This window comes from Paeniglutamicibacter sulfureus (assembly GCF_030512175.1).
In the GTDB taxonomy this organism is placed as follows: Bacteria; Actinomycetota; Actinomycetes; order Actinomycetales; family Micrococcaceae; genus Paeniglutamicibacter; species Paeniglutamicibacter sulfureus.
Window position 1 is genome coordinate 1,045,932 of the sequence record NZ_JAULBL010000002.1, and the last position, 25,607, is coordinate 1,071,538.

The following is a 25,607-nucleotide window of genomic DNA, read 5'->3' on the forward strand; positions in this document are numbered from 1 at the left end:
GGCAGTCTGTCCGTGAACGTCGGGGCACAAAATCAGGCGGGCGGCGACGGAATAATCCCCGTTCAATTGAGTCGGCCCGCGGCCAACAACGCCCATGGCTTGCGGGCCTATGGTGTGGATCCTCCTCAGGACCGACAATGAAGCATAAGGGGAAGCCCGTGGCAGGCGCTCCGGGAGGGGAAGCGGCATGGAGAACGTCATCTCGGTGCAGGGTCTTGCCAAGCGCTTCGCCCGGCGCGAGTCGTTGCGCGGCATCGACTTCGAGATCCCGCGCGGCAGCGTCTTCGGGGTGATCGGTCCCAATGGGGCCGGCAAGACCACCGCGATGCGCTGCCTGCTGGACATCATCAGGCCCACGGCCGGGACCGTGCGGGTGCTGGGCGCCGATCCGCGCCGGGCAGGCCCGGAGATCCGCCGCCGCATCGGGTACCTGCCGGGTGAACTCGCCCTGGAGCGGCGGATCACCGGGCGGAGGATGATGGACCACTTTGCCGCCATCAGCGGACCCGTGGCACCCGGCCGCATCGAGGAACTCGCCTCGCGGCTGGGACTCGAACTGGACCGGCAGTCGCGCAAGCTCTCCAAGGGCAACAAGCAGAAGCTCGGACTGGTGCAGGCATTCATGCACGATCCGGAGCTGCTGATCCTCGACGAACCCACCTCCGGCCTGGACCCGCTGATGCAGCGGGAGTTCCTCGGGATGGTCGAGGACGCCCGCGGGCGCGGGCAAACGCTCTTCCTTTCCTCCCACTTGATCGGCGAGATCGAACAGGCCGCGGACCGCGTGGCGATCCTGCGCGACGGATTAATCGTGCGCACGGCCACCGTTCAGGAGCTGCGGGCAGGTGCCCGGCGCCGGCTGCGCGTCCTGGCCGCCACCGACCCGGAGGCGCTGGCCGGGGCGCTGGAACCGCTACCCGGTCTGGAGCTACTGGACACCGAACGGCTCGGCGAAGGGGTCGGCGCACTCGAGGCGAAATTCTCCGGCGAGGTCGGTGCGCTCCTGCACGCCCTGGCCGGGATCCAGGTGCTCGACCTGGTCCTTGAGGAGCCGGACCTGGAGGAAGCGGTGCTGGAGCTCTATGGCTCACCTCCCGGCAACGGACGCCATCGCGCGGGGGAGCCGCGGCCATGACGCCCGCCACCCGCCGCCCGTTCCTGCCACTGACGGGCAAGGCGCTGCTGGACTCCTGGCGTTCCACGCTCGTCTGGGCCCTGGTGCTTGTGTCCGTGCTGGCGCTCTATCTTCCGCTCTACCCGTCCATGGCCGGGCCGGAGATGGAAAAGCTGCTCGCTTCGCTGCCCGAGGAGCTGATCCGGGCGCTGAACTACGACCAGATCGCGACGGGCGCCGGCTACGCCCAGGCGACCTTCTTCGGCCTGCTGGGATTCATGCTCTCCTCGGCCGTGGCCATCGGCACCGGGGCGGCGGCCATCGGCGAGGACGAGGATGCCGGCCTGCTGGAGCTCACGCTCGCCCACGGGGTGAGGCGCACCCAGGTGGTCCTGGAACGGTCCCTGGCGCTGCTGCTGCGCATGGCCTTCCTGATGGCGGTGATCTGCGCGGGGGTGCTCGCGCTGAACGGGCCCTCGGAGCTGGGACTTGATCCCGGAATTCTCTTCCAGGCGGTGGCGCAGTTCCTGCTGCTGGTGCTGCTCGGCGGCACCGCGGCGCTGCTGGGCGGGGCCGCGGGCGGGCACCGGACGCACGGAACCGCGGCCGGCGCCCTGGTGGCTGTCGGGGGTTACATGCTCAACGCGCTGGGCAACCAGGGCGAGGACCTGCAATGGATGCACGCCTTCTCCCCGTACCACTGGGCACTCGGCGGGCAGCCGGTGGCCAACGGCGTGGACTGGGGCGCGTTGTGGGGACTGGCGGGCCTGAACGTCCTCTTCGTTGCGCTCGCCGTCTTCGCGCTGCGCCGCCGCGACGTCGGGGGAGCGTAGCGGCGGGATCCGGATTCTCGTTTGACACTGCGTGCGCCCGGGTTGAAATCGACGCGGCCACCAAGGCCGCCGGGAAGGGAGTGATCGGACGGCGCCAACTGCGCGTGACCGCCCCGAAAAGGCCACGAGGTGGCCCCCGGATCCTCCCGGGGCCACCTCGTGGGGTATGGGTAGAGAGGCCGGGGACTACAGCCCCTTGACGATGATGACGTCAAGCTGGCGCGGTCCGTGCACGCCCTCGACGCGCTCGAGCTCGATGTCACTCGTGGCGCTGGGCCCGGAAATCCAGGTCAGCGGACGGGTGATGTCCATGCGCGGCAGCGCTTCGGGCAGCAGGCGCACAATGCTGGAGACCGGGACCACGCACACGTGGTGGTCCGGCACCAGCGAGATCGCGCGGCGTCCCTGGTTGCCGCTGCCGTCCAGCACGATGGTGCCCGACTCGGCGATGGAGACCGCCGAGGAGGTCAGCACCGCACTGGTGCCATCCAGCTCGGCCACGCTCAGCACGGCGCCGGGGGCATCGATGCGGCGGCGCGTATCGCCGGCCGGCGCGGCATCGGCCAACCAGGTCCCGTCGATGCCGTGCGGCACCACAAAACTGGAGGCGTCCTTGAGGCGCGCGGCAATCGTTGCCGAAAGGTCTGCGGCTTCCACGACGTCGACGTGTGCCTTGTAGTCCTCGAGCCGGTCGACCAGCAGTTCGATGAGCTCGGCTTCCGGCATGTCCGAGGACATCCGGTATTCGCGGGGGACCGGCTCCGGCGTCGGGGCATCGCGCAGGGCGGAGGCGATGCGGGAGAGGATTTCTTCCTTGGCGCTCATTTGGTCAGCTTCTCCTGCTCATTGACGGGTGCAACCGGCTCGTGGTCTTTCTTCCACCAGTCGCGGAAGGACTGGGCCGGGGGAGCGGGAATGTCGCGGGACTGGGTCCAGCCGGCGGCGATGCCCGGAAGACGCTTGATCTTCTTGTCGCGCCCGGCCGCGAGCTTGCCCAGCGGCAGACCCTTTTCCAGCAGCCCCAGGTGCTTGCCGGAGGAGAACGCCCACTGTGCGCCCTTCATCATCAAATCCATCTGGCTGGGAAGCTTCTTTTCCCCGCGCTTGGAATCCACGTCCTCCCCGCGCAGGTGCACCAGGATCTCGGGGATGTTGATCTTCACCGGGCAGGCGTCGTAGCAGGCGCCGCACAGGGACGAAGCGTAGGGCAGCGAACTGTTTTCCTCGGACTTGATGCCGGTGAGCAACGGGGTCAGGATTGCGCCGATCGGGCCCGGGTAGGTCGATCCGTAGGCGTGGCCGCCGGTGCGCTCGTAGACCGGGCACACGTTCATGCAGGCTGAACAGCGGATGCAGTTCAGCGCGGTGCGGCCGTACTTGTCGGCCAGGGCCGCGGTCCGGCCGTTGTCCAGCATCACCAGGTGCACGTTTTGCGGTCCGTCGCCCTCGGTGACCCCGGTCCACAGGGAGGTGTAGGGATTCATGCGCTCGCCGGTGGAGGAACGCGGCAACAGCTGCATGAAGACCTCGAGATCCTCCTTGGACGGCAGCAGCTTCTCGATGCCCATGACGGTGATCAGGGTTTCGGGCAGGGTCAGGCACATGCGTCCGTTGCCCTCGGATTCGACCACGGCCAGGGTGCCGGAATCTGCCAGCGCGAAGTTGGCGCCGGAGATGGCGACCTTGGCGGAGAGGAACTTGCGGCGCAGATGCTCGCGGGCGGCCATGGCCAAAAGGCGCGGTTCGTCGGTGAGGTTCGGGTCCACGTTCGGCATTTCGGCCAGGAAGATGTCGCGCACCTCGGTGCGGTTCTTGTGGATGGCCGGGACCAGGATGTGGCTGGGCTTGTCGTGTCCCAACTGGACGATCAGTTCGGCCAGGTCGGTCTCGAAGGCGGAGATGCCCTGCTCCTCGAGGTATTCGTTGAGCCCGATTTCCTGGGTGGCCATGGACTTGACCTTGACGACCTCGGTGGTGTCCTGCTCGCGGATCAGGTCGGCGACGATTTGGTTGGCCTCCTGGGCGTCGCGGGCCCAGTGGATCACTCCGCCGCGGGCGGTGAAATTCGTTTCGAATTCCTCCAGCAGCGCCGGCAGGTTCGCCATCACCTGGTTCTTGGTGGCCGAGCCCGCATCACGCAGTTCCTCCCAGTCGGGAAGCTCGGCGACGACCTTCAGGCGCTTGTCGCGGATGGTGTGGGTGGCATGGCGCAGGTTGGCGCGCATCTGGGTGTTGCCCAGTTCGCGGTGAGCGGCTGCCGGGAAGGGTTCCTCGATGTGGAGGTTGCCGTCGCCGAAGACCGGAAGGGTCGGCATGCCCATGAAGACGTTGCTCATCGCACGCCCGCCTTTCCTACAAGGATCTCACCGGTCACCGAGACCGGCTCGTCAATGGTGCTGGCCAGGATCTCGGCAAAGTGCAGCGTGGTGGTATCCGAATTGGTGCGCGAGAGTCCGCCGCCGATGTGCATGAGACAGGACGCGTCACCGCCGGAGCACAGCGAGGCGCCGGTGGACTTGATGTTCTTGGCCTTGTCCTCGAGCATCGCCGAGGACACGTCGGCATTTTTCATGGAGAAGGTTCCGCCGAAGCCGCAGCATTGATCGGCCTCGGGCAGTTCCGCGAACTGAATGCCGGCCACGGACTGGAGCAGGTCACGCTGGCGGTCGCCCAGTTTCAATGACCGCATGCCGTGGCAGGAAGGGTGGTAGGTGACCTTGTGGGGGAAATGCGAACCGAGCTGTTCAGCTGCATCGGTGATGCCCAGGACATCGACCAGCAGCTGCGAAAGTTCGTAGGTCTTCGCGCCCACCGCCTCGGCGCGTGCCTTCAACGCGGAGTCGCCGCAGCGCTCGGCAAGGACAGGGTGCTGGTGCTTGACCGAGGCTACGCAGGATCCCGAGGGCGCAACGGCCACGTCGTAGGTCTCCGCCTCGAAGGCCTTCACGTGGTTGGCGACCACGGGGAGTGCCTCGTCCATGTAGCCGGAGTTGATGTGCATCTGCCCGCAGCAGGCCTGTCCGGAGGGAAAGACCACCTCGTGGCCCAGTCGTTCGAGGATCTTGACCGTGGCGCGAGCAGTTTGCGGGTACATGGCGTCAACGATGCAGGTGGCGAAAAGTGCGATTTTCATTCAGTGATCCTTCCGGCGCATTCAGCCGAGGAATTGATGTGGTCTGACCATACTAGGACGTGATCGGGCCCACGTCCACCCGGCGGCCTCGAAAGAAAAAATCTGTGACCCCACTCACCAATGTGCCTTAATTTGGGTTATGCTGATGTGGTCGGACCATAGTGGTCCGACCACGGATGTCTACCGGCGTCCGCCAAGACCCCCTTATCCGCGATCCACTCCCAACGCGAAGGACGCCCAGTGGACACCTTTACTCCCACCACAGATCCGCTGGCCGGAAGCATTGCGCTTTCCGCCATCATTTCCCTCCTGCCGCTACTGACCTTCTTTGTCATGCTGGCCGTCGTCAAGGCCAAGGCCTACGTCTCCGGGCTTACCTCATTGCTGGTTGCCATTTTGGTCGCAATCTTTGTCTTCAAGATGCCTCTGGGCATGGCCTTGATGTCCGGCGTACTTGGCGCGGTCTTCGGTGCCTTCCCGGTGGTCTGGATCGTCATCATGGCGATCTGGCTTTATCAGGTCACCGTTGTTTCTGGCCGGTTCGAGGACCTGCGTCGCGTCTTTGACGTGATCGGCGGCGGCGACATCCGCATCCAGTCCATCCTGATTGCCTTCTGCTTCGGCGGTTTGCTCGAAGCGCTTGCCGGCTTCGGCGCACCGGTGGCAATCACCGCGACAATGCTGCTGGCCCTTGGCATGCCCCCGCTGCGTGCAGCCGCCGCGGTGCTGGTAGCCAACACCGCCCCGGTGGCCTTCGGGGCCGTGGCCATCCCCATCACCACCGCGGCCGGTCTGACCGGGCTCGACGCCAACCACATTGGCGCAGTCGTCGGGCACCAGGCACCACTGCTGGCCATCTTCGTGCCGACGCTGCTGCTGTTCATCATTGACGGCCGGCGCGGCGTCAAGGAAGTCTGGCCCGCGGCCCTTGTCATCGGCTGCTCCTTCGCCGTGGCCCAATTCCTCTGCGCCACGTACTTCTCCTACGAGCTCACCGACATCGTCGCCTCGCTCGCCGGATTGGGCGCCGCAGTGATCTTCCTGCGGTTCTGGACCCCGAAGGGCCGCGACGAGGCACGCGCCCGCGTTCTTGTGGGCGAGGCGGCCCAGGGTGCATCAGCCGGCAAGGGCGGCAACGCCCGCGCCGGATCCGGCGCCGTCTACCGCGGTCACGAGCAGAAGCTGGAATTCGGGCCAACCTTCCTTGCGCTCTTCCCCTACTTGTTGGTCATCGTGATTTTCGGCATTGCCAAGCTCTGGAAGTTGGGCGTGAACGTACCCGGCGCCCTGGCCTCCACCGACGTGAAAATCAAGTGGCCCATGCTCTACGGCCACGTGCTTGACGGCGAGGGCAACCCCGTTTCATCGACGATCTATAACTTCCAGTGGCTTTCCAATCCCGGAACCCTGCTGCTCTTCACCGGCCTGATTGTCGCGATCGTTTATTCGCTGAACGACGCAGGCGGCAAGTACAAGATCAAGGTGTCGGATGCCGTCCTGGAAATCGGGCGCACCATCTACAACATGCGCTGGGCGGCCACCACGATCCTTTCGGTCCTGGCACTGGCCTACGTGATGAACCTGTCCGGGCAGACCATCACCATCGGCACCTGGCTCGCGGGGACCGGCGCCTTCTTCGCCTTCCTGTCCCCGATCCTGGGCTGGATCGGCACGGCCGTCACCGGTTCCGACACCTCGGCCAACGCCCTGTTCGCGAAGCTGCAGCAGACCGCCGGCATCAACGCCGGAATCGATCCGAACCTGCTGGTCGCCGCCAACACTTCGGGCGGTGTCGTCGGCAAGCTGATTTCCCCGCAGAACCTGGCCATTGCCGCCACCGCGGTGGGCATGGAAGGCAAGGAATCGGTCATCCTGAAGAAGGTTGCCGGCTGGTCCGTGGGCATGCTTCTGGTGCTGTGCGTGCTGGTGTACCTGCAGTCCACGCCGATCCTGGGCTGGATGCTGCCGACCCCGTAAGGCGTTCCCGGCAACACCGGCCGCAACGGCCGGCAAGCGGCCCCGTGGATGGCGAGGACTATCGCCGATCCACGGGGCCATGGCCGGCTTCGAAACCCATTAAGCTTGAATGATTCGTTGATTGGCCAAGGGGCCAAACATGAGCAATGACCATGGGGACAAGAAGCAGTGAAAAACACAGCCAGGAATTCGCCGCAGCCGGCCCGGGCCTACGAGACGGTCCTGACCACCATCGAAGCCGACCTTCGCGCGGGAAAGCTCAAGATCGGGGACCATTTGCCCGGCGAGCGATCCTTGGCCGAGACCCACGGGATCTCCCGGGCATCGGTCAGGGACGCCATCCGCATCCTCGATGCCATGGGCATGGTGCGCACCTCCACCGGGTCCGGGCCCAACTCCGGCGCCGTCGTCATTTCCGATCCCGCGGTGGGCCTGTCGGCGACGCTGCGGCTTCATGTTGCCTCGCGTCAGCTTTCCGTTGCAGACATCGTCGAATCCCGTATCCTGCTGGAAACCTGGGCGGCCGAGTCCGCCGACCTGGACAGCGACCCCGAGCGCAGCGGCGAGGTGTTGCGGCGAACCGCCGAGCTGCTTGAGGCCATGGACGTGCCGGGCCTTGACCGCGAGGAATTCCACGACCTCGACTCCCAATTCCATGTGCTGCTCTCATCGCTGGCCGGCAACGCCGTCATCGAGGCCATGATGGAATCGCTGCGCCTGTCCATCAGCGACTACGTCAGTGAGTCGGTGGCCAGCGACGCTGCCTGGCAGAAGATCGCCAAGGTCCTTCGGGCCCAGCACCACGGCATCCACCAGGCGGTCGCGGCAGGCAACGGGCCGGCCGCGGCCAGGCTCCTGCGCGAGCACATCGAGTGGTTCTACACGGAATCCAGGCAGCTCTAAGCGGCGCCGGGGCCGTTTAGAGCTTGATGACCATCTTGCCGGTGTTGGCGCCGCGCATGAGGTCCAAGAACCCCTGCACCGCGTTGTCCAGGCCCTCGACGACAGTCTCGTCGAAGACGACCTTCCCCTGCGCAATCCATTCGGACATGTCGGCCATGAACGCCGGGTAGTGTTCGGCGTAGTTCCCCACGGTGAACCCCTTGAGGGTTAGCCCCCGCGTGACCATGTTGCTCATGTTCCGCGGCCCCACGGGAGCCTCCGTCGAGTTGTAGACGGAGATGGCCCCGCACAAGGCGCCCCGGCCGCCGGGGTTGAATGCATCCAGTGCAGCCTCCAGGTGTTCACCGCCCACGTTGTCGAAATACACGTTGATGCCTTCGGGGGCGGCGTCGTGCAACTGCCCGCGGACCGGTCCGTCCTTGTAGTTGAAGGCTGCGTCGTAGCCGTACTTTTCGGTCAGCAGGTCGACCTTGGCCGCGCTGCCGGCGGAACCGATGACACGCTTGGCGCCCTTGAGGCGAGCGATCTGGCCTGCCGCGCTGCCGACGGCCCCGGCCGCACCGGAAATGAAGACGGTGTCGCCGTCCTTGAGGCCGGCAATTTCGGTCAACCCGACGTAGGCGGTGAAAGCCGTCATGCCCAGAATGCCGAGGTAGGCCGACAATGGCAGGCCGGGAAGGTTCTTGACCACGCGGAAATTGCCTGCCGCGGACTGGGAGAGGTCCCTCCATCCCAGTTGGTGAAGCACCGGATCGCCGACGTTGAATCCCTCGGCGCGCGATTCGACCACGCGGCCAACCGCTCCACCCGTCATGACTTCGTCGAGGGCATACGGCGCAGCGTAGGACTTGGTGTCGTTCATGCGCCCGCGCATGTAGGGGTCAACGGAAATGAACTCGTTGGCCACCCGGATCTCGCCCTCGGCGAGGTCGGGCAGTTCCACCGCGACAGTGGAGAAGTTCGAGTCCGTTGGCCACCCGGTGGGGCGGCTGGCGAGGTGGATCTGGGTGCTGGTGGAAGTGGACATGTAATCGAGGCTCCTTGTCAGAGGGAAATTTTTTGGGGGGACTTTAGCGGGTGAAGGCTAACAGGCCAAAAATGATGGCCAGGGCGGGAGCCGTGAGCTGCAGGATCGCCGCGCGGGCAAGTTTGGGCGAGGAAAAGAGCAAGACCATCCCCGCTGCCGCCATCGAGCCGGTGCCTGCAAAGATCAACGTTGCTCCGGCAGTGGTGGATGAGGCCAGCACCAGGACCATGCCCAGAACCGTGAGAACGGCCAGGAACAAGTTGTAGAACCCCTGGTTGAAGGCCAGCGGCTTGGTAGCGCTTGCCTCGGCGTCCGTTTTGATGCCGAACGCCTTGCGGGTGGAGGGCAGATCCCAGCGCAGGGACTCCAAGACAAAAATGTACACATGGATTGCCGCGGCCAGTCCGGAGAAAATCATCGTTGTCAGCAGCATCTGGTGCGCCCCTAGATTGAATGAGTGATTGTGTAACGCTCGTTCCAATATATACTGGAATGACCGTTACACAAAACAGGGGGGATCCGGGTCTCATGGCAAGAACGCAGGAATTCGACACCGGCAAGGCGCTTGGCGATGCCCGGCGCGTTTTTTGGGACAAGGGATTCGATGCCACATCGATCGCGGATCTTGAGGCCGCCACGGGACTTGGCCGTTCAAGCATCTATCACGGATTTGGCTCCAAGCGGGGACTCTTTGATGCGGTGATCCAGGACTACATGGATACGGTCCTGCGGCCTCGCCTGACCCTGTTGCACAACCAGGCACACCCTGCCGAGGGCATCTCGACCTACCTGACCTCGTTGTCCGACGCCTTGGTGAAAACAGCGGACCAGACCACAAACCGAGGATGCCTGTTGCTGAACACTGCGGCGGGCATCGCGGGCAACGACGAGGCGCTGAGGCTGTTGATCGATGGGTACCAGGTCGAATTGCGGGACGGCGTTGCCGGCGCCCTGCGCGCAGCCGACCCGACGCAAACCGACGCGGTGGTTCTTGCCCGGGCCCGTATCGTCGCGGGGCTGACCATGGGCGCACTGCTCATGGCGCGCGTGAATCTGGGCGAGGCACTGTCAACCCTGGAAGCAGCCGGGGAACAGGCACGGCTGTGGCTTCCGGCGGGATCGCAAGCCCGATAGGCAAGGTCCGCCGGCCCGCTTTCGCGCGATTTCCCTTCGGGCCGAAACCCACGGGACGTAGCGCCGCGCCGATGTGAGCAACCTTGCCCCCGGGTCGCCGTCTCCCGCAAGGACTTGCCCAGTAACCTGTGAGCATGTCCAAGATGGAAAATCCGGCAGCCGACAATCCGCCCACGGTTCCGCGGCCGGCGTCCCGTGGATTCATGGTGCTGTCGCTGCTCGCCGTGATTCTGGTCGGGCTGAACCTGCGGGCGGGAATCACCAGCGCTTCGCCGCTTTTCCTGGACCTGCAGGAATTCCTGGGCTATGGCCCGTTCGTCACGGCGCTGCTGCCCTCGATCCCCACCCTGGTCTTTGCCGTGGCCGGCATGGCGACGGCATGGCTGGCCAGGCGCCTTGGCCTCTCCGGAACGATACTGCTCGCGCTGGGCGTGCTTGCCGCCGGGCTGGCATTCAGGGCCTTGCCGACCACGTGGGCATTGCTGGCAGGAACGGTGGCGGCCATGTGCGGCATCGCGCTGTGCAATGTTGCCATGCCGTCGTTTATCCGCGAGAACTTTGCCGACAAGACCCCGATGATGACCGGTCTGTACACGATCACCATGTCGGTGGGTGCCACCGCAGCCTCGGCCCTGAGCGTTCCCCTGGCGCTGGCCGCCGGCTCCCCGACCCTGGGGCTTGCCACCTGGAGCTTCCTGGCGGTCGCGGCCGTACTGGCGTTCCTGCCGTTTATGGTCATGGCCCGCTCGGACCGCGCCGCCACGACGTCGCCATCGGGCGTCAGCCCGCTCTCGCTGATCCGCACCCGGCGCGGGATGGTCATCACCGGACTCTTCACCGTCCAGGCACTCATGGCCTACGCCATGATGAGCTGGTTGCCCAGCATCCTGATCTCGCGGTCCATGTCGCCCGCCGATGCCGGGATCCTCTTGGGGGCGCTGCAGGCCATGACGATCCCCGCCACCATGCTTTCCCTCTGGCTCGTCAACAAGCACGGCAAGCTGCGCGGCGCCTTCATCATGTGTTCGGTCATGGTCGCCGCAGGGCTGGCAGGCCTCGTGTGGCTGCCGCTGTCGTTGGCGTGGCTATGCGCGGTCGCCATGGGCATCGGGTTCTCCGTCTTCCCGCTGGTGCTGCTGGTGATCTCCCATAGCGGGGACACTTCCGAGGAAACCACAGCGATGAGCACCCTGGCCCAGTCGGTCGGGTACCTGGTGGCCACCAGCGGACCGTTCGGCATGGGCCTGTTGTATGCTCTCAGCGGCGATTGGACCCTGCCGCTGCTGCTGCTGATTCTCGTTGCCGGAATCCAGCTCTGGCTCGGTGTCGTGGCCAGCGGCTATCGCCGGGGAACCCCGCAGCGCGTGCAGTAGGTTCCCCGGCCGACGGGGCCGGGCTACGCCTTGGAGGCGAGCTCGTCTTCGACATCCTGCGGCGCGGCCAGGTCCATCTCGAGCAACGGCACGACCTTGGACTTGGTGACCAAGCGGTGGACGAGCCACAGTCCCAGGAAGATGGGCAGGCCGATGTAGGAGGAGAGCACCTCCATGCCGCGCCCTGCCACCACCGCCTCGTAGTTCTGCCCGGCGATCACCAGGATCAACACGGCGAAGGCCAGCAGTGGCCCGATGGGGAAGAGCGACGCCCGGTAGGGCAGGTCGCTGACCTTGTTGCCCTGGGCCAGGAAGCCGCGCCTGAACCGGTAATGCGAGATGGCGATGCCCGCCCACACGATGAATCCGCACAAGCCCGAGACGTTCAGTAGCCAGGCGTAGGCGGCACCTTGGCCGACGATCGCGGACAGGAACCCAAAGAGTCCCACCGCGGCGGTGGCGAGCAGCGCCGGAATCGGGACGCCGCGCGAGTTGGTGCGGCCAAAGATCTTGGGGGCCTTGCCGTCATGGGCCATGGAGTAGAGCATGCGGGTCGAGGCATACAGCCCTGAGTTGCCCGCCGACAGGATCGCGGTGAGGATGACAGCGTTCATCAGCGACGCCGCAAAGGCGATGCCCGCACGCTCGAAGACCATGGTGAACGGGGAGGCTGCCACGTCGGCCTCGCCGGATGCCAACAGGCTCGGATCGGCGAAGGGGATCAGGCAACCGATGATGAAAATGGCGCCGATGTAGAAGATCATGATGCGCCAGAAGACGTTGCGGATGGCCTTGGGGACCTCGCGCCGGGGATTCTTCGCCTCGCCGGCGGCCACGCCGACCAGCTCGGTGCCCTGGAAGGAGAAGCCGGCGATCATGAAGACGGAAATGATCGAAACCCACCCGCCATGGAAGACGTCCTCGCGGTTTTGCCAGTTGGACAGCCCGGGGGAGCTGTCTCCGAGGATGCCCACGATCATGAGCACCCCGGCGATCAGGAACAGCACGACGGCGGACACCTTGATCAGCGAGAGCCAGAATTCGCTTTCGCCAAAGGACCTGGCCGAGAGTGCATTGAGCCCCGTCAGCACAACGAGGAAAATTCCGGCCCAGATCCAGCCGGGAACGCCCGGCAGCCAGAAGTCCATGATGATTCCGGCGGCGACTAGCTCGGCGGCCACGGTAATGGCCCAGTTGAACCAGTAGTTCCAGCCGATCGCGAACCCGAAGGAGGGGGAGACGAAGCGCGTCGCGAAAGTCTGGAAGGACCCGGCGACGGGGATCTTGGCCGCCATCTCGCCCAGGGACTGCATCAGCAGGAACACCATCAGGCCAACCAGGGCATAGGCGACCAGTGCGCCGCCGGGTCCGGCCTGGGAAATCGTGCCACCCGAGGCGACGAAGAGTCCCGTGCCGATCGCGCCGCCGATGGCGATCATTTGCAGGTGCCGGCTGCTCAGACCGCGCTTGAGTTCGTTGTGGTGCTTGCCGCCGACGGGACCGACAGGGTTCGAGGGTTCGCGCCGGGGTGCCGCTTCGGGCTCGAGTGCTACGGAAATTCTGCTCATGGGTGTCATGCAACACCACCAAGGGGCCCTGATGCGAGCTGGCTCACAGTCACCCGGCCGGCTTCGGGTTGCACCAGGCGCCGCGCCGGCACCAACGTGGCGCCCGGTTGCCGAACCGGGACGATTGGGCGCGATCCCTCGTGGAGCGCCCGACCATACCGCAGGGCGTTCGATGCTCCGAATCCGTCGCCGCGAGCCGTAGGGAATGGAACGAGTGACCTTATTCTTGCGTGTCCCAAGACACAGTGTTTCTGATGCACGGATGGCTTCCCGGTTGATGAACTGGCGGGATCAAGACCCCGCCGAGATCGTTGACCCGGGGTCCGCTGGACCCCTGATGTGCCGGTTCGACCGCCGGATGGAAGACTCCGGTCCCAAAAGGGCACAGCCTATTATGACGTGATAATGTCACAAAAAATGAATCCGTTCGATCGGGGAAGCCGCCCGGGGCACCCCGGCCCGCAGGGCGAAGGCGACCATCCGCACGGGAGGCGGAAGGTCGCCCTCACTCGGCGGCTACTGGGCCGCCTGGGCCCTGCCCAAGGGTGCCGGGTCCACCAACGGGTGGGCCTGGAAATAGCCGATGCAGGCCACCAGGTCGATTTGCCCGGAATCCGCCACGTTGCTTCCCTGGGCAAAAGTGGAGAAGTTGTCTCCGCCCGCGGCCAGGAACGAGTTGGTGACAATGCGGAAAACCTGGTCGTTGGCCACCGGTTCTCCCTGATAGGTCATCGACAGGATGTGCTGGCCCCGGGCCGCGTTGGGGTCATAGGTGTAGCCGAAGCCCTCGGAAATCCCCAGGTGCAGCTTGGGCCGGCTGGAGCCTTCGGGCTGCCATTGTTCCTCGAGAACCGCCTTGATCTGGGCGCCGGTGAGGTCCATCGTGAACAGCGTGTTGCCGAAGGGTTGGACCGACGCGGCGTCTTTGTAGGTGACCGTTCCGTCTGCCCCGGAGATGAGGTCGGCGCGCAGTCCGCCGGGATTCATGAAGGCGATCTGAGCGGGAATGCCGCCGAACGCGTCGTTGGAAGTGGCCCACAGGTGCATGTCGGCCACCAGGTTGCCCAACGAGGATTCGACGCCGCGGTCCGAGCCCGCGGTTCCGCCGCGGGTGACGCTCGCGCTGATCGCCCCGATCTTCCGGGCGCCGATGACCTCCGCCTGGGCGGTCGCGGCCGCGACGATCTCGGCGACCTTTGGCACCGCCTCGAAGCGCGGGACGACCTGTCCGTTTTCGGCGATAGTGGTCAGCGAAACCAGCCCCGCCTCGAGTCCCACGACCTGTTTTTGCTGCTTCGACACCGTGATCTCAAGACTGTCCAGGGTGGTGCCGTATTGGTGTGCCTGCAGCACGGGGCGCTGCAGCCCCTTGGCCCAGCCGTCCACCGGGTAGGAACAGGAGTAGCCCCCGTGGGTGTGGCCGGAGAGGATGGCGTCGATTTCCGGTGACGCGCCGCGAACCAGCTCCCCGTAGGAGGTTTCTTCGGATCCGATGGCTGCGCAATCGGTGCTCGCCGACCCCTCGTGGGTCAACAGCACCAGCACATCGGCCTCGCCGTTGGAGCGCTTTCCGTCGCTCAATTGCGCGGCCACCCGGTTGGCGGCCTCCAGCTGGTTGCCGAAGTCGAGTCCGGCGACGCCCGCGGGGGTCACGAGGGTGCCCGTCTGGTCGGTGACGGTGCCGATGATGCCCACAGTGACACCGTTGAGGGTCCGCAGCGCGTATTCCTTCAGGGTCGGCTTCCTGGTCCCCTTTTCATAGACGTTGGCGCCCAGCGCGTAGTCGGCACCCGCCGCGGAATCCCCGGCGCCATAGCGCGGGATAACGCGCTCAACCAGGTCGGTGAAGCCCTGGTCGAATTCGTGGTTTCCCACCGCGGAGACATCCAGCCCGGCGGCGAGAAGCGCTTCGATGGTGGGGTTGTCCTGCTGCGAGAACGAGGTAAACGTGGAGGCACCAATGTTGTCCCCGGCCGAGACGAAGAGGGTATTGCGGTTTTTGTCCTTGTAGTCCTTCACGGCGCCTGCCAGCACCGCTGCCCCGGCCTCGGCGCTGTTGGACTCGATGCGGCCGTGGAAGTCGTTGATGCCCACCAGCTGGATGCTCGTGGTGGGCGCGTTGTGGTTCTTGTTGTCCTGGCCCGGTGAAGCGGGGGCCGCCGGCGCGGCCTGTGCCGGGGAGGACATGGCCGCGGAGGCCAGGAGGGTAAATGCTGCGGTGGCGACCAAGGCCTGGCGCCGCAACGGATGTATCTCGGACACGGTGGTTACTCCCTTGGGAAAAGTGACGAGTTGGCACGGCCCGCAGCGTGTGAACCGGCGGGGCACGTTCGGCTGATCCTACCCAGCGGTAGGGAGAAGTGAAAGGGTTGTTGCATACGGCTTTTGTCCGTGATGGGGCCCATGCCCGTGCGGCGGGCTGCGGGCCTGTGGGACCATGGGGGCATGGCCACTCGCGATGCGGAGACGTCCCCCCAGCTGAAACCGTTTGAGAAAGTCCACAAGGACGGTAGCCTGTGGGCGCGCGGATTCACCCTGGACGGGGAAATCCACGGGGACTGGGAATGGTTCAGGATCGATGGCACCATGATGCGTTCCGGCCGCTTGGATCTCGGGCGCCAGGTGGGCATCTGGACGACCTATGACAAATCAGGGGTGCCCTACAAGGAAACGGATTTCGGCGAGTAGCCGAGGGGTAGGCGTGGACGCTTGGTCGGCCCGTCTGCGGGGGAGGAGCACTTGCCCCGGCCGGGCGCCGGAACGGGACCCCGTTAAACGAAAATCGTGGGGTCGGTGCCGTTCCCCTCGAACGGCACCGACCCCACGATCGGTTCATATGGACCTTAGCCGGCCGTGACCAGCTCTACACGGACCGGGGTCGGGTTGCTGAAGATGTCCAGCACGGGGCAGCGTGCATCGACGGTTGCCTGCAGCTCCTCGTAGCGCTCGCGGGTCTCGGGGCCATCGATCTTGACCGTCAGGCGCACCTCGCCGAAGCCCGGGCGGATGGTTTCCTCGATGCCGAAGAGGCCGCGGACATCCAGGTCGGCATCCGCATTGATTTCCAGTGAGTCGATCTTGAGGCCCAGTTGGTGTGCGTACAGGCGGTAGACGACGACCTGGCAGGAGATGAGGGCTCCGAGGGCGAATTCAACGGGGCTGGCGGCCACGTCGTCCCCGGCCAGTGCCTCTGGCTCGTCGACGATAAAGCGGTGCTTGCCCGCGGTGATTTCGCTGGAGACGGACCCGGTGGACACTCCGCTGGCCTTGAAGGTCAGCGCCGCGCTGGCGGTGTTGGCGGCAATGCGCTCGCCCCAGGCGGCGCCTGCCGCGGTGAGCTTTTCGGCGCGAATCTCATCAAGGGTGCTGTCGATCAGGGTTTCGGACATGGAAGTTCGATCCTTTCGTGGTTGGCGCAGGCCTTGCACAACGCCATACTTACGCCGATCCGGTTGGGTGGCGTCGAATCTTCACCTGGCGCACCCCGCTATGACGAAGAGGGTTGCGGTCCAATCGACCAGGGCCGTGAATGATTGGAGCTCGTGATTCTGTCTACGAGTGTTGCCGATTCCGTGGTGCCCGCGCAAAGCGCGTCCTTAACAAATCTTCACGATGAAACGGTCTTTCGTCGAAGAAGTGCCCGCTCGCTTGCCGATTGGGGCCAAAATGGCGAATGAATCAAGGTGTTGGAGGCAGCCTGGCGAAGAAACCGTGCAGACTTCATCGGCCCCGTCCCCTCCAGATGGAGGGCCGGGGCCGAAAAATGGTTTCGCGCCGATCAGCTTTCGCGGGGCGGGGCGTCGTTGGCGTTGAGCTTGGAGAGCAGGTCGGCGAAGCGCTTGATTTCCTCGGGGTCCCAGGAGACGAGCCGGTTCCTCAACAACTGGCGCGACGCCGCGCTCGAGGCAAGATAGCCTGCACGCGCGGGTTCGGTGATGCTGACCAGCATGGCCCTGCCGTCGCTCGGATCCGGAACGCGGGTGACCAGTTCCTTGGCCTCGAGCCATTTGATCATCCGGCTCATGGTCGCCTTGTCCACCTGGAGTTCCTCGGCAAGAATGATCTGCTGCTGGGCGTGCTCGCGCGCCAGGATGGACAGCACCTTGTAGCCCAGCGGCTGAAGTTCGGGATGGATCGCGGCGGCGCGCCTGCGGATGGCCTGGCGTGCCTTGACGACCATGATGGAAAACTCTTTTTCCACGTCCTCGATCAATGGATCAAGGGTTGCGTGATCGGTTGCCGATCCCGGGTCGGGTCGGGATTCGGAGAACGGTGAAGTCATGGGAATCATTTTAGTGGCGATCCGCCGATTCGAATCCCTCGCGACGTCGCGGTTGCCATTTCCGCGCGCCTGCGTTTTGCCCGCGTGGCGCGGCACCGTCCCGGGCCTGACCACGGTGTTGGCCGCGGCTGCTGCCCGCGAGTTCGATGCGGCGGCAGCTTGTCGGGTTGGCCACCCGGCGAATTCACGGCAAACTATCGGTCCGAAGGCTTCACGGATCCGGATGTGACGGGCACAATTGCTAGTTGTTGAACACCGCCAAACGATGGAGAACACCATGGGCACGATTCTGAACCCGTACATCAGCTTCCGCGATACGGCGCGTCCCGCGCTCGAGTTCTACCAGTCGATATTTGGCGGTGAACTGGATTTGCGCCCCTTCGCGGACTTCGATTTCGCCAAGACCGGCAATCCGGAGGATGACAACAAGATCATGCACGGTCACCTGCGTGCACCGAACGGCCTGAACCTGATGGCGGCCGACACTCCTGCCTCCATGGAGTGGAAGGGCGGCACCGCCATCTCCGTTACGCTCAGCGGCGACGACAAGGACGAGATGACCACGTATTGGAAGAAGCTCAGCGAGGGTGCCACGATCGGCGAGGAACTGGCAGAGGCCCCATGGGGCGACTCGTTCGGCATGCTCACCGACAAGTTCGGGGTTGACTGGATGGTCAACATTGCCGGGCCCGGCAACACGGGGCAGTAGCCGCCCGTTCCGCCGGTGGGTGGGGGCCGAGGGCTCCAACCGGCATGGGTAAGTGCGTGGGTTAGACCCGGGGCGGTCTAACCCACGCATTTTCGCGTCAACCACCCGCGGGAGACAGCCAACGAGCACAGGTGGTCCCGACTGTGGCCACCTCGCTTGGGCCATGGCCATGTCGTGATGGCTGCCGAAGGCTGCACGGGTGCTCAATCCAGTCGAATAGGTGCAGCGGATCGACGACGCTGGCCCGTTCGGGCAGGGCTTTCTTGACCGACTATCCTCAGCAAACCAGACTCAACCGTAGTCAACACGGTATTTCCAGAAATGAAGGACGCCCCGATGGAACACGAACTCGATCTCATAGTCATCGGCTGGGGCAAGGGAGGAAAGACGCTTGCCGGAACCATGGCCCGTGCCGGGCACCGGGTGGCAATCATCGAGGCATCGCCGGACATGTATGGCGGCACCTGCATCAACATCGGCTGTGTTCCCACCAAGGCGCTGATCCATGACGCGGACATCCGCCCCGGTAACGGATTCGACCCCGGCTACTTCGATGAGGCGGTGCGGCGCCGGGACAAGCTCAGCGCCGCGATGCGGGCCAAGAACTTTTCCATGCTGGATGGCCTGGATTCGGTCATCACCATCACCGGCAGGGCCAGCTTCGTCTCTCCGCGCCGCATCAAGGTCGTGGCCGGGGAAGAAATCCTCGAACTCGACGCCAAGCGGATCATCATCAACACCGGTGCCGTGCCCGCGATTCCGGACCTTGACGGCGTGCAGATCGGCGGGCGTATCCACGACTCCACCACACTGCAGCACGCGCCGCTGCCCGGAACCCTGGTGGTGGTCGGCGGCGGATACGTCGGGACCGAATTCGCCTCCATGTTCGCGCACTTCGGTTCAAAGGTCATCGTGCTGGACCGCGGGCCACGGGCACTGAAAAAGGAAGACGAAGACATCGCCGCCGAGGTCCTGGGAGCGCTGAACGACGTGGGGGTGGAGGTGCGGGTGGGAGCCAGCGTGCAGCGCATCGGCCAGGACGCCGACTCCGCGATGGTGCACTACGAACAGGACGGCCACGTGCGGGCAGTCGAGGCCGATGCGGTGCTCATTGCCCTCGGGCGCACCCCGGTCACCGATGGGCTGAACCTGGAAGCCGCCGGCATCGAGCTCACCGAATCCGGGGCCATCAAGGTGGAGGAACGCCTTTCCACCAGTGCCGAGGGCGTATACGCGCTGGGGGACGTAAACGGCGGGCCGCAATTCACCTACGTCTCCCTGGACGACAACCGCGTCGTCGCCGATGCCATCCTGGGATCCGGCCAGCGTTCGACCGCGGACCGCGTCGCGGTTCCCTACACCATCTTCACCACCCCGCCGCTGGCTCGCGTCGGGCTCAGCGAGGACCAGGCACGCTCCCGGGGGCTGGCCATCAAGATCGCAGTCAAAAAGGTCGCCGAGATTGCCGCGATGCCGCGACCCAAGATCGTCGGGGACCCTCGCGGCATCATCAAGTTCGTGGTCGATGCCGACTCTGACCGCATCCTCGGTGCCGCCCTGATGCACGTGGATTCCCAGGAAGTGATCAACCTGGTCGCCCTGGCCATGCGCCAGGGCGTCACCTCGGCCACGCTGCGCGACTCGATCTTCACCCACCCTTCCTCCACCGAGGCGTTGAATGAGGTGCTCGGGTCTTTCAACCGTTGATAACCCTGCGGTCACGCGGGGACCCGGATGGTGTGGGCGACGGTTGCAGACCATAAGATGAGAGTGTGCAAGACCTGCTGAGGAGCCTGGGACCCGCACTCGACCTCATTGGGTGGGTGGCGCTCATTGCCGCGGCCGGATTCTATGCCTTTGCCCTGGCCGAACGCCGCCGGGATGCGGGCTGGAAAACCGCCGACTACAGGATCGCCGTGCTCGAGGGGCAGGAATGCCTGGTCTTTCACACCGCCGACGGAACCATCCGCAGCGAACTCCTGGTGCTCGAACGTCCACACCCTCCCGAGGGTGAGGCACTGGTCTACTACCGGGAAGACAAGACCGGATCCTGGCAACTGGAAAAGCCCCACTCACAGGTGCGCTTCCTCTATTGGACGGCCGCGGCCCTGGCAGCCGGATTCGTCCTCAGCAAGGTCCTGAGCATCATTGCCCACTGGAACTAGCCCAAGGATCCCATCGGTAGGGCGATGATCCGGGATTCGGCCCCCTCGTTGGTGGCCACCCACAATTCCTTGCCCACGACCAGCACATCCCGCAGGCGTCCCTCCTGCCCGGCCAGCATTTGGCGGGCGCCGGTGAGGGTGCCACCGGTCGGAGGTCCATCGCCGGGCAACGTCAATACTCAGAGCCTTTCGCCGCGCAGACACGCCACATACGCAACGTCCTCCGCAATGGCCAGGGCGCTGGGTGACCGGGAACCACCTGGGGCAGGTGGACCAATTCCGTCAGCTTGCCTTCTGGGCCAAGCGCCATGATCCTGGCGGTGTCGCGCTCGGAGTCCAGGATGCTGCCGTCCTGGCGGGCAACCATCGACCAGGGTGTATCAAGGCCGGACGCTTTGAGCTTCAGTCCGGCCTCGGCTTCGGCGCCTTGAAGGTGAGGCTGCTGTAGGCGCTGATGTGCCCGGCGGTGCCCAACGTGCCCTTCGGGTCGTCGAGACAGTCAATGAGGAGGAATAGTGGACCGAATCGGACCCAGGGGCTTCCGCCCGTTGGGAGCGGGGTAAATGCTAAGAGATGATGGAAGGACACGATTTTCGTATTCCCACCCTCCCTCGCGGTTCTTGCGGCGGTGGCGGGAGATCCAAGGAGGCACCTTCATGAGCGAAGCCATCAACATCGGTTCCATCGACAGCATCGACGAAGGCGAAGCGATCGTCATTCCGTCCGAGGACAACGGGACTAAGGAAGACATTGCCGTGTTCCATGCCGAGGACGGCAACTTCTACGCCATCAATGACGAATGCACGCACGAGACCGCCTCGCTGGCCGACGGCTGGATCGAAGGCACCGAGGTGGAGTGCCCGGTTCACGCGGCCAAGTTCTGCCTCAAGTCGGGTGCGGCGCTTTGCCTTCCAGCTACCGTGGGCGCCCGCACCCACAAGATCGAGGTCAAGGACGGCGAGCTGTTGCTCTACCCTGAAACCCCGGCAGTCTGACCCACGCCCCGGATGAGAAAAGGCGGCGGCCGCTCCAGCCAATAAGCTGGAGCGGCCGCCGCCTTGTGGTCTCTGGCGACTATGCGGTCGGCTGGGTCGTCGGCCAGGCCTGCACCTTGTCGAAGCGCGCGCCTGCCGGGTTGGACGGCAGCAGCATCAGAACGATGATGGCCAGCGCGCCGAGGATCGGGATGAGGATGAGCAGGTACAGCCACCCGCTGAAGTTGCCGTCGTGCAGGCGGCGGACCGAGATGGCGATGCTCGGGACCAGGGTGGCCAAGCCGAAGAGAATCGTAATCACCGTTCCCGCCATCGCTCCCATGCCGGGATCCCCGGTGGCTGGATCCGCAGTGGAAATGCCGCCGACCGTCGTGATGATTTGTGCAACGATCGAGACAATGACGCTGAACAGGGCGACCCACCAGTATTCGCTGCGGCTGGCCCGGCCGCTGAAGGTCGCGTACTTCTTGAAGAAGCGCTGGATGGCCTCGCCGAACTTTGCTCCGTAGCGGGGCAGTTCCAGGCTGTTCTCGGTTGGGGTGGCGTAGGGGTTCTCGGTGGGGTAACCAGGGTATGACATGATTCGTTTTCCTCCATTGAAGTGATCAGTTCGAGCTTACGTGACACGCGGTACGTTGCCCAGCTGGACGCGCCCCTGTTGCAGGGCCCGCCGCGCCGGCGCCGATGGCCTGCACCGAGCACCAGCCGTCGTATTCGGTGGCGGCTCGAGCGGCCGAGCCGCTCGCGAAATCGGTGCGCGGCCGGCCGTGCTTGCGCGGCCGGGGTGCAAGTCCCCGGAGGGCTGGGCTCGGAGAATCCAAGGTCCGCTCGTGGACCTCGCGTGCCGCCCCCGCCTCTCACTCGCAGCCGGGCACATGCCCGGCCGACGAGGGTATGGCAAAAGTCGATACAAACGAAACGCCGTCGAATTGAGGGGTGTTCAAGAATTGGGTGTACGGTATTCCGGAAATCACTGAACAGTGTTCAGGGCTCGTCTCGGGGCGCCGTGCACCGAGTTCGAGTGCCCGGTGCACGCCGCCAAGTTCTGCCTCATGTCCGGCGCGGCGCTGTGCCTGCCGGCGACCGTGGGCGCCCACACCCACAAGATGAGGTCAAGGACGGGGAGCTGCTGCTGTACCCAGGAACCCGAGCCGTCTGACCCACGCCCGGACGAGAAAAGACGGCGGCCGCGGCGGTGGCGCAGGGGATGTTCGCCGATGGACGATCGGGTGGTCCTAGCCAGGTGGTTGGCCCAATGCTGTCGCCCATGCGGCGATCTGGGAGCGGGTGCTGAAGCCGAGCTTGGCCAGGATGCGTTCGACGTGGCCGTCAACGGTGCGCGGGGAAATGACCAGCTGCTGTGCAATAAGGCGGTTGGTCAGCCCCTGGGCGACAAAACCCGCGACCTGCATTTCCTTCTTGGTCAGGGGGTTTTGCATGGTTCCATTCTTCGCCGGCCCGGCGGTCACGCCGAGCGCACAATCGATGGCCTGGGTCTTCGACATCCGGGGAGCTTCGCTGGCCGGGGAAGCGCCGCGCCGGCCAAGGGCCCGGCGCATGCGCGCGTTGCTTGACTCGGAAGCTTCGTGCATGTGCGGACCGAACGATGCGACGGTGATTCCAAGCTCGGACCAAACCGATGCAACGGCATGGGCCAGTTCGGCGGCCCGCACATGGTTGCCCGTGGACACGGTGATCCAGTGCAGCGCCTCGAGGCTCAGCGCCACGCACACCCCGTCCTGGAAGGTGTCGCGCTGGATGCGCAGTGCTTCGGTGACAGCATCGGTGGCCGAGGCAAACTCGCCCAGCCTCCAGTAACTGATCCCGCGGATCCAGTAGGCGTAGGCCCGGTTCCAGAGTTCACCGTGGGAGGAGGCGATTTCGATGACCTGTTGGCAGGTTTCCAGCGCCGCTTCGAGGCGATTGTCCAGGGCCTGGGCCATGCCCAGTTGAAAGAGCGCCGTCAACCTGGCCGCGGTGTCGCCACGGGCTGAATGTGCTGCACTGACCTTTTGGTACAGTTCGATGGCACCGGCCAGGTCCCCGCTGAACAGGCGGTGCAGTGCGAGCCAGTGTTCGGCGTGCGCCTCGAGCGACGGATCGTCCAGCTCCCGGGCCATCCGAAGGCATTGGCGCGCGTAGCCTGCCCCCGTGTCGTGGTCGCCCTGGATCAGGCTGACCCAGGCGGCAACCCACATGGCCGACGCGTAGTCGAGGTGGTTCGCATCCGGGCGCTCGGCCAGGACCCGATCCAGCAGCGCACGACCTTCCGGGATGAAATTCCCCGAGACCCACTGGTAGCGCAGCAGGGATGCCATCCGGGCGGCGGTTGCGTGTTCGCCCGGAGCCTCCAGCGCCCATTCCATGGCGGCGGTCAGGTTGGCCCGGTCGACCCGCGCGTCTTGCAGAAAGCGGCTCTGGTGCGGACCGCACCAGTTTCGGACCATCGTGTCGCAGCGTTCCTCGTAATGCCGGAGGTGTCGCGTGCGCAGGACCTTCACCTCCTCCGGGTTGGACAGCAGCTCCTGCCCGTACTCGCGGATGGTGACCAGCTGGTGGTACCGCAGCACCTCTCCGTCGCGGCGGACCGAGAGGATTGACTTGGCGACCAGCGCGTCCAGCAGGTCGAGCACGTCGCCGGCGGGAAGTTCACCGAATCCGCACACCGCTTCGGCCGCCTCCATGTCGAAGCTGCCGGGGAACACCGAGAGCCTGCGCCAAAAAAGCTGCTCGGATTCGGAGCACAACTCGTAGCTCCAGTCGACGAGCGCCCGCAGCGTCTGCTGCCGCGGTAGGGCGGCACGGTCGCCGCGGTTGAGCAGCTGGAAACGCCGGTCAACGCGCTCCAGCAGTTGGGTCGCCGACAGGGAACGCAGGCGGGTGGTGGCCAGCTCGATGGCCAGCGGCATGCCATCGAGCTGGGTGCACAGCTGGGCCACGACGGACGCGTTGTCCGCATCCAGGGCAAAGCCCGGCACAACGTTGCGTGCCCGGGCCACGAACAATGCGACGGCCTCGAAGCTTTCCAGCTGCTCGACCCTCACCGGTTCATCGGCTGCCGGGGTCGACATGGGGGGAATGGCGTACAGGGTTTCTCCCGTGATGCCCACCGGTTCGCGGCTGGTGGCAAGGATGCGCACGCCGGGCGCCTGTCCCAGGATCCTGTTGACCAGCACGCTGACTTCATCGAGCAGGTGTTCGCAGTTGTCCAGCACCAGCAGCATTTCCTTGTCCCGCAGATGATCGGCCAGCCGGTCCAGGGCGGGACGCTGCGACTGGTCCGAAACGTCCAGTGCGGCCGCCACCACGGGGGCGATGGATGCCGTCTTGGTCAGCGAGGCCAGCTCGACGACCCCGACCCCGTCCCGGTAGGCCCGGCGGGCTTGCTGGGTAATTTCCCCCGCCATCCGCGACTTGCCCACGCCTCCCGCGCCCGTCAGGGTGACCAGGCGGGACGTGGACATCAATGCCTTGACCTGCGCCATTTCGTGCCGACGGCCGATGAAGGAAGTCACCGAAAGTCTGCCCGTGGTGAATCGGGAATCGATTGGTTGCCTAGTCATCGGCTGTTTTTCTCCAGTCTGCTGCCACGGGTTTCCACCGTGCGCGGTGGGCTTCGGGAAGGTTCCAAGCATGCCGAAGCCGTTTCGTTCGGCTCCAAGTCTCTCACCACGGGCCTGATGTTCTATGACGCAGGACACAATACGGGTATCGGAGGGGGTGGTTCTACCCATGTGCCGGTCAACGATCCGGTCCAAGCTGGTGTGCATCGATCAAACCGAAACCACGGAACCAAGGAGCGAGCCATGAGCCAGCAACCAGCCCCGACCGGCCAGCTGCCGGACATCGATCCGCGCCAGCTGCGCAATGCCTTCGGCAAGTTCGCCACCGGCGTCACCGTGGTCACCTGCCGCACCCCGGACGGCGTCCCGCACGGGGCAACGGTCAACGCGTTCACCGCCGTGTCACTGGATCCGCCGCTGGCCCAGGTCACCTTGATTCGCGGGAACAAGATCTCCGGGCTCCTCGAGGACTCCCCGTTCGCCATCAACATCATGTCCTCGGGCCAATTGGACACCTGCTTGAACTTCGCCGGCAAACCGATGAAGGGAGAGGTGGCCTGGCGGCCGGATGCCGAGGGCATCCCGGTGCTCGAGGGCAACAGCGCGACCCTGGAATGCGAGCCCTGGGCCATCTACGACGGCGGGGACCACCTGATCGTCATCGGCAGGGTCATCGCTCTGCGCAGCGACGACGAACTGGAACCGTTGTGTTTCTTCTCGGGCAAGTTCCGGGAGATCGGCGAGCACGTGGGCGGTGCTCCCTGGGCCCTGTGCGGAGACAGCATGGCCTCCGGATGGTTCGAGGGCAGCACCGACTTCAACGCCTTCTGA

At 65.2% G+C, this 25,607-nt stretch carries 25 protein-coding genes and 1 riboswitch; of the genes, 13 read left to right on the forward strand and 12 right to left on the reverse strand.

Translation table 11 applies throughout. The features are described from left to right. The first annotated feature begins 187 nt into the window (after window positions 1-187). Window positions 188-1,135, forward strand: a complete 948-nt coding sequence (locus tag Q2T94_RS11450) for an ABC transporter ATP-binding protein (protein WP_302264429.1) — start codon at window positions 188-190, stop codon at window positions 1,133-1,135. Beyond that, the gene (locus Q2T94_RS11455) at window positions 1,132-1,947 is read left to right on the forward strand and encodes an ABC transporter permease subunit (RefSeq protein WP_302264430.1); all 816 of its coding nucleotides are present in this window, start codon (window positions 1,132-1,134) and stop codon (window positions 1,945-1,947) included. Before Q2T94_RS11450 ends, Q2T94_RS11455 begins: the two co-directional genes overlap by 4 nt. Window positions 1,948-2,133: 186 nt before the next feature. Here the strand turns inward: Q2T94_RS11455 and Q2T94_RS11460 are convergent, their stop codons facing one another. Genes Q2T94_RS11460 through Q2T94_RS11470 form a run of 3 tightly spaced genes read right to left on the reverse strand, consistent with a single transcriptional unit; the run spans window position 2,134 to window position 5,080 of the window. Beyond that, window positions 2,134-2,772: a LutC/YkgG family protein gene (locus Q2T94_RS11460; protein WP_302264432.1), complete on the reverse strand. Its 639-nt coding sequence runs from the start codon at window positions 2,770-2,772 to the stop codon at window positions 2,134-2,136. Beyond that, complete coding sequence (locus Q2T94_RS11465; RefSeq protein ID WP_302264434.1) at window positions 2,769-4,283, reverse strand: LutB/LldF family L-lactate oxidation iron-sulfur protein; 1,515 nt, start codon at window positions 4,281-4,283, stop codon at window positions 2,769-2,771. Before Q2T94_RS11465 ends, Q2T94_RS11460 begins: the two co-directional genes overlap by 4 nt. Beyond that, complete coding sequence (locus Q2T94_RS11470; protein ID WP_302264435.1) at window positions 4,280-5,080, reverse strand: (Fe-S)-binding protein; 801 nt, start codon at window positions 5,078-5,080, stop codon at window positions 4,280-4,282. Before Q2T94_RS11470 ends, Q2T94_RS11465 begins: the two co-directional genes overlap by 4 nt. A 240-nt stretch (window positions 5,081-5,320) precedes the next feature. On the opposite strand from Q2T94_RS11470, the gene Q2T94_RS11475 reads away from it, so the two are divergent. Both Q2T94_RS11475 and Q2T94_RS11480 read left to right on the forward strand, forming a co-directional pair. Continuing rightward, a complete protein-coding gene (locus tag Q2T94_RS11475; RefSeq protein ID WP_302264436.1) occupies window positions 5,321-7,057 on the forward strand; it encodes an L-lactate permease in 1,737 nt (578 codons plus the stop codon). Between the two features lie 168 nt (window positions 7,058-7,225). Further along, window positions 7,226-7,960 carry a FadR/GntR family transcriptional regulator gene (locus Q2T94_RS11480; protein ID WP_302264437.1) on the forward strand — a complete coding sequence of 245 codons (735 nt, stop codon included), beginning with the start codon at window positions 7,226-7,228 and terminating at the stop codon, window positions 7,958-7,960. 16 nt (window positions 7,961-7,976) lie between these two features. Here the strand turns inward: Q2T94_RS11480 and Q2T94_RS11485 are convergent, their stop codons facing one another. Continuing rightward, window positions 7,977-8,987: an NADP-dependent oxidoreductase gene (locus Q2T94_RS11485; protein ID WP_302264439.1), complete on the reverse strand. Its 1,011-nt coding sequence runs from the start codon at window positions 8,985-8,987 to the stop codon at window positions 7,977-7,979. 43 nt (window positions 8,988-9,030) lie between these two features. Then, a complete protein-coding gene (locus tag Q2T94_RS11490; RefSeq protein ID WP_302264440.1) occupies window positions 9,031-9,420 on the reverse strand; it encodes a DUF1304 domain-containing protein in 390 nt (129 codons plus the stop codon). A gap of 95 nt (window positions 9,421-9,515) precedes the next feature. Here Q2T94_RS11490 and Q2T94_RS11495 point away from each other — a divergent pair, with 95 nt between their 5' ends. Beyond that, entirely contained in the window at window positions 9,516-10,121 is a 606-nt protein-coding gene (locus Q2T94_RS11495; RefSeq protein ID WP_302264442.1) for a TetR/AcrR family transcriptional regulator, read from the forward strand. Window positions 10,122-10,255: 134 nt separating this feature from the next. After that, the gene (locus tag Q2T94_RS11500) at window positions 10,256-11,494 is read left to right on the forward strand and encodes an MFS transporter (RefSeq protein WP_302264443.1); all 1,239 of its coding nucleotides are present in this window, start codon (window positions 10,256-10,258) and stop codon (window positions 11,492-11,494) included. Between the two features lie 23 nt (window positions 11,495-11,517). On the opposite strand, the gene Q2T94_RS11505 is transcribed toward Q2T94_RS11500, so the two are convergent. Both Q2T94_RS11505 and Q2T94_RS11510 read right to left on the reverse strand, forming a co-directional pair. Continuing rightward, window positions 11,518-13,062 (reverse strand): amino acid permease, encoded by a 1,545-nt coding sequence (locus tag Q2T94_RS11505; RefSeq protein WP_377700294.1) that lies wholly within the window; start codon window positions 13,060-13,062, stop codon window positions 11,518-11,520. 516 nt (window positions 13,063-13,578) lie between these two features. Further along, window positions 13,579-15,324, reverse strand: coding sequence for a bifunctional metallophosphatase/5'-nucleotidase (locus Q2T94_RS11510; protein ID WP_302264445.1), 1,746 nt, complete (start codon window positions 15,322-15,324; stop codon window positions 13,579-13,581). 183 nt (window positions 15,325-15,507) lie between these two features. Here Q2T94_RS11510 and Q2T94_RS11515 point away from each other — a divergent pair, with 183 nt between their 5' ends. After that, the gene (locus Q2T94_RS11515; RefSeq protein WP_302264446.1) at window positions 15,508-15,750 is read left to right on the forward strand and encodes a toxin-antitoxin system YwqK family antitoxin; all 243 of its coding nucleotides are present in this window, start codon (window positions 15,508-15,510) and stop codon (window positions 15,748-15,750) included. Between the two features lie 155 nt (window positions 15,751-15,905). Here the strand turns inward: Q2T94_RS11515 and Q2T94_RS11520 are convergent, their stop codons facing one another. Both Q2T94_RS11520 and Q2T94_RS11525 read right to left on the reverse strand, forming a co-directional pair. Further along, window positions 15,906-16,451: an OsmC family protein gene (locus tag Q2T94_RS11520; protein ID WP_302264447.1), complete on the reverse strand. Its 546-nt coding sequence runs from the start codon at window positions 16,449-16,451 to the stop codon at window positions 15,906-15,908. Window positions 16,452-16,491: 40 nt separating this feature from the next. Beyond that, window positions 16,492-16,610: riboswitch (SAM riboswitch) on the reverse strand. A 230-nt stretch (window positions 16,611-16,840) separates the two neighbouring features. Continuing rightward, window positions 16,841-17,344, reverse strand: a complete 504-nt coding sequence (locus Q2T94_RS11525; RefSeq protein ID WP_302264448.1) for a MarR family winged helix-turn-helix transcriptional regulator — start codon at window positions 17,342-17,344, stop codon at window positions 16,841-16,843. 277 nt (window positions 17,345-17,621) lie between these two features. Here Q2T94_RS11525 and Q2T94_RS11530 point away from each other — a divergent pair, with 277 nt between their 5' ends. From Q2T94_RS11530 to Q2T94_RS11540, 3 genes are all read left to right on the forward strand, one after another. Continuing rightward, on the forward strand, window positions 17,622-18,053 hold the full coding sequence (locus Q2T94_RS11530) for a VOC family protein (RefSeq protein ID WP_302264450.1): 432 nt from the start codon (window positions 17,622-17,624) through the stop codon (window positions 18,051-18,053). A 336-nt stretch (window positions 18,054-18,389) separates the two neighbouring features. Next, window positions 18,390-19,760 (forward strand): FAD-dependent oxidoreductase, encoded by a 1,371-nt coding sequence (locus tag Q2T94_RS11535; RefSeq protein ID WP_302264451.1) that lies wholly within the window; start codon window positions 18,390-18,392, stop codon window positions 19,758-19,760. Between the two features lie 65 nt (window positions 19,761-19,825). Further along, the gene (locus tag Q2T94_RS11540; RefSeq protein ID WP_302264453.1) at window positions 19,826-20,218 is read left to right on the forward strand and encodes a hypothetical protein; all 393 of its coding nucleotides are present in this window, start codon (window positions 19,826-19,828) and stop codon (window positions 20,216-20,218) included. On the opposite strand, the gene Q2T94_RS11545 is transcribed toward Q2T94_RS11540, so the two are convergent. After that, a complete protein-coding gene (locus Q2T94_RS11545; RefSeq protein ID WP_302264455.1) occupies window positions 20,215-20,394 on the reverse strand; it encodes a hypothetical protein in 180 nt (59 codons plus the stop codon). The genes Q2T94_RS11540 and Q2T94_RS11545 overlap by 4 nt on opposite strands. Before the next feature lie 68 nt (window positions 20,395-20,462). On the opposite strand from Q2T94_RS11545, the gene Q2T94_RS11550 reads away from it, so the two are divergent. Both Q2T94_RS11550 and Q2T94_RS11555 read left to right on the forward strand, forming a co-directional pair. Beyond that, window positions 20,463-20,666 (forward strand): hypothetical protein, encoded by a 204-nt coding sequence (locus Q2T94_RS11550; protein ID WP_302264456.1) that lies wholly within the window; start codon window positions 20,463-20,465, stop codon window positions 20,664-20,666. 208 nt (window positions 20,667-20,874) lie between these two features. Next, entirely contained in the window at window positions 20,875-21,213 is a 339-nt protein-coding gene (locus Q2T94_RS11555) for a non-heme iron oxygenase ferredoxin subunit (RefSeq protein ID WP_302264458.1), read from the forward strand. Window positions 21,214-21,292: 79 nt separating this feature from the next. On the opposite strand, the gene Q2T94_RS11560 is transcribed toward Q2T94_RS11555, so the two are convergent. Continuing rightward, window positions 21,293-21,793 (reverse strand): DUF805 domain-containing protein, encoded by a 501-nt coding sequence (locus tag Q2T94_RS11560; RefSeq protein ID WP_302264459.1) that lies wholly within the window; start codon window positions 21,791-21,793, stop codon window positions 21,293-21,295. Between the two features lie 655 nt (window positions 21,794-22,448). Next, complete coding sequence (locus Q2T94_RS11565; RefSeq protein WP_302264461.1) at window positions 22,449-24,776, reverse strand: ATP-binding protein; 2,328 nt, start codon at window positions 24,774-24,776, stop codon at window positions 22,449-22,451. 243 nt (window positions 24,777-25,019) lie between these two features. On the opposite strand from Q2T94_RS11565, the gene Q2T94_RS11570 reads away from it, so the two are divergent. Further along, a complete protein-coding gene (locus tag Q2T94_RS11570) occupies window positions 25,020-25,607 on the forward strand; it encodes a flavin reductase family protein (RefSeq protein WP_264270112.1) in 588 nt (195 codons plus the stop codon).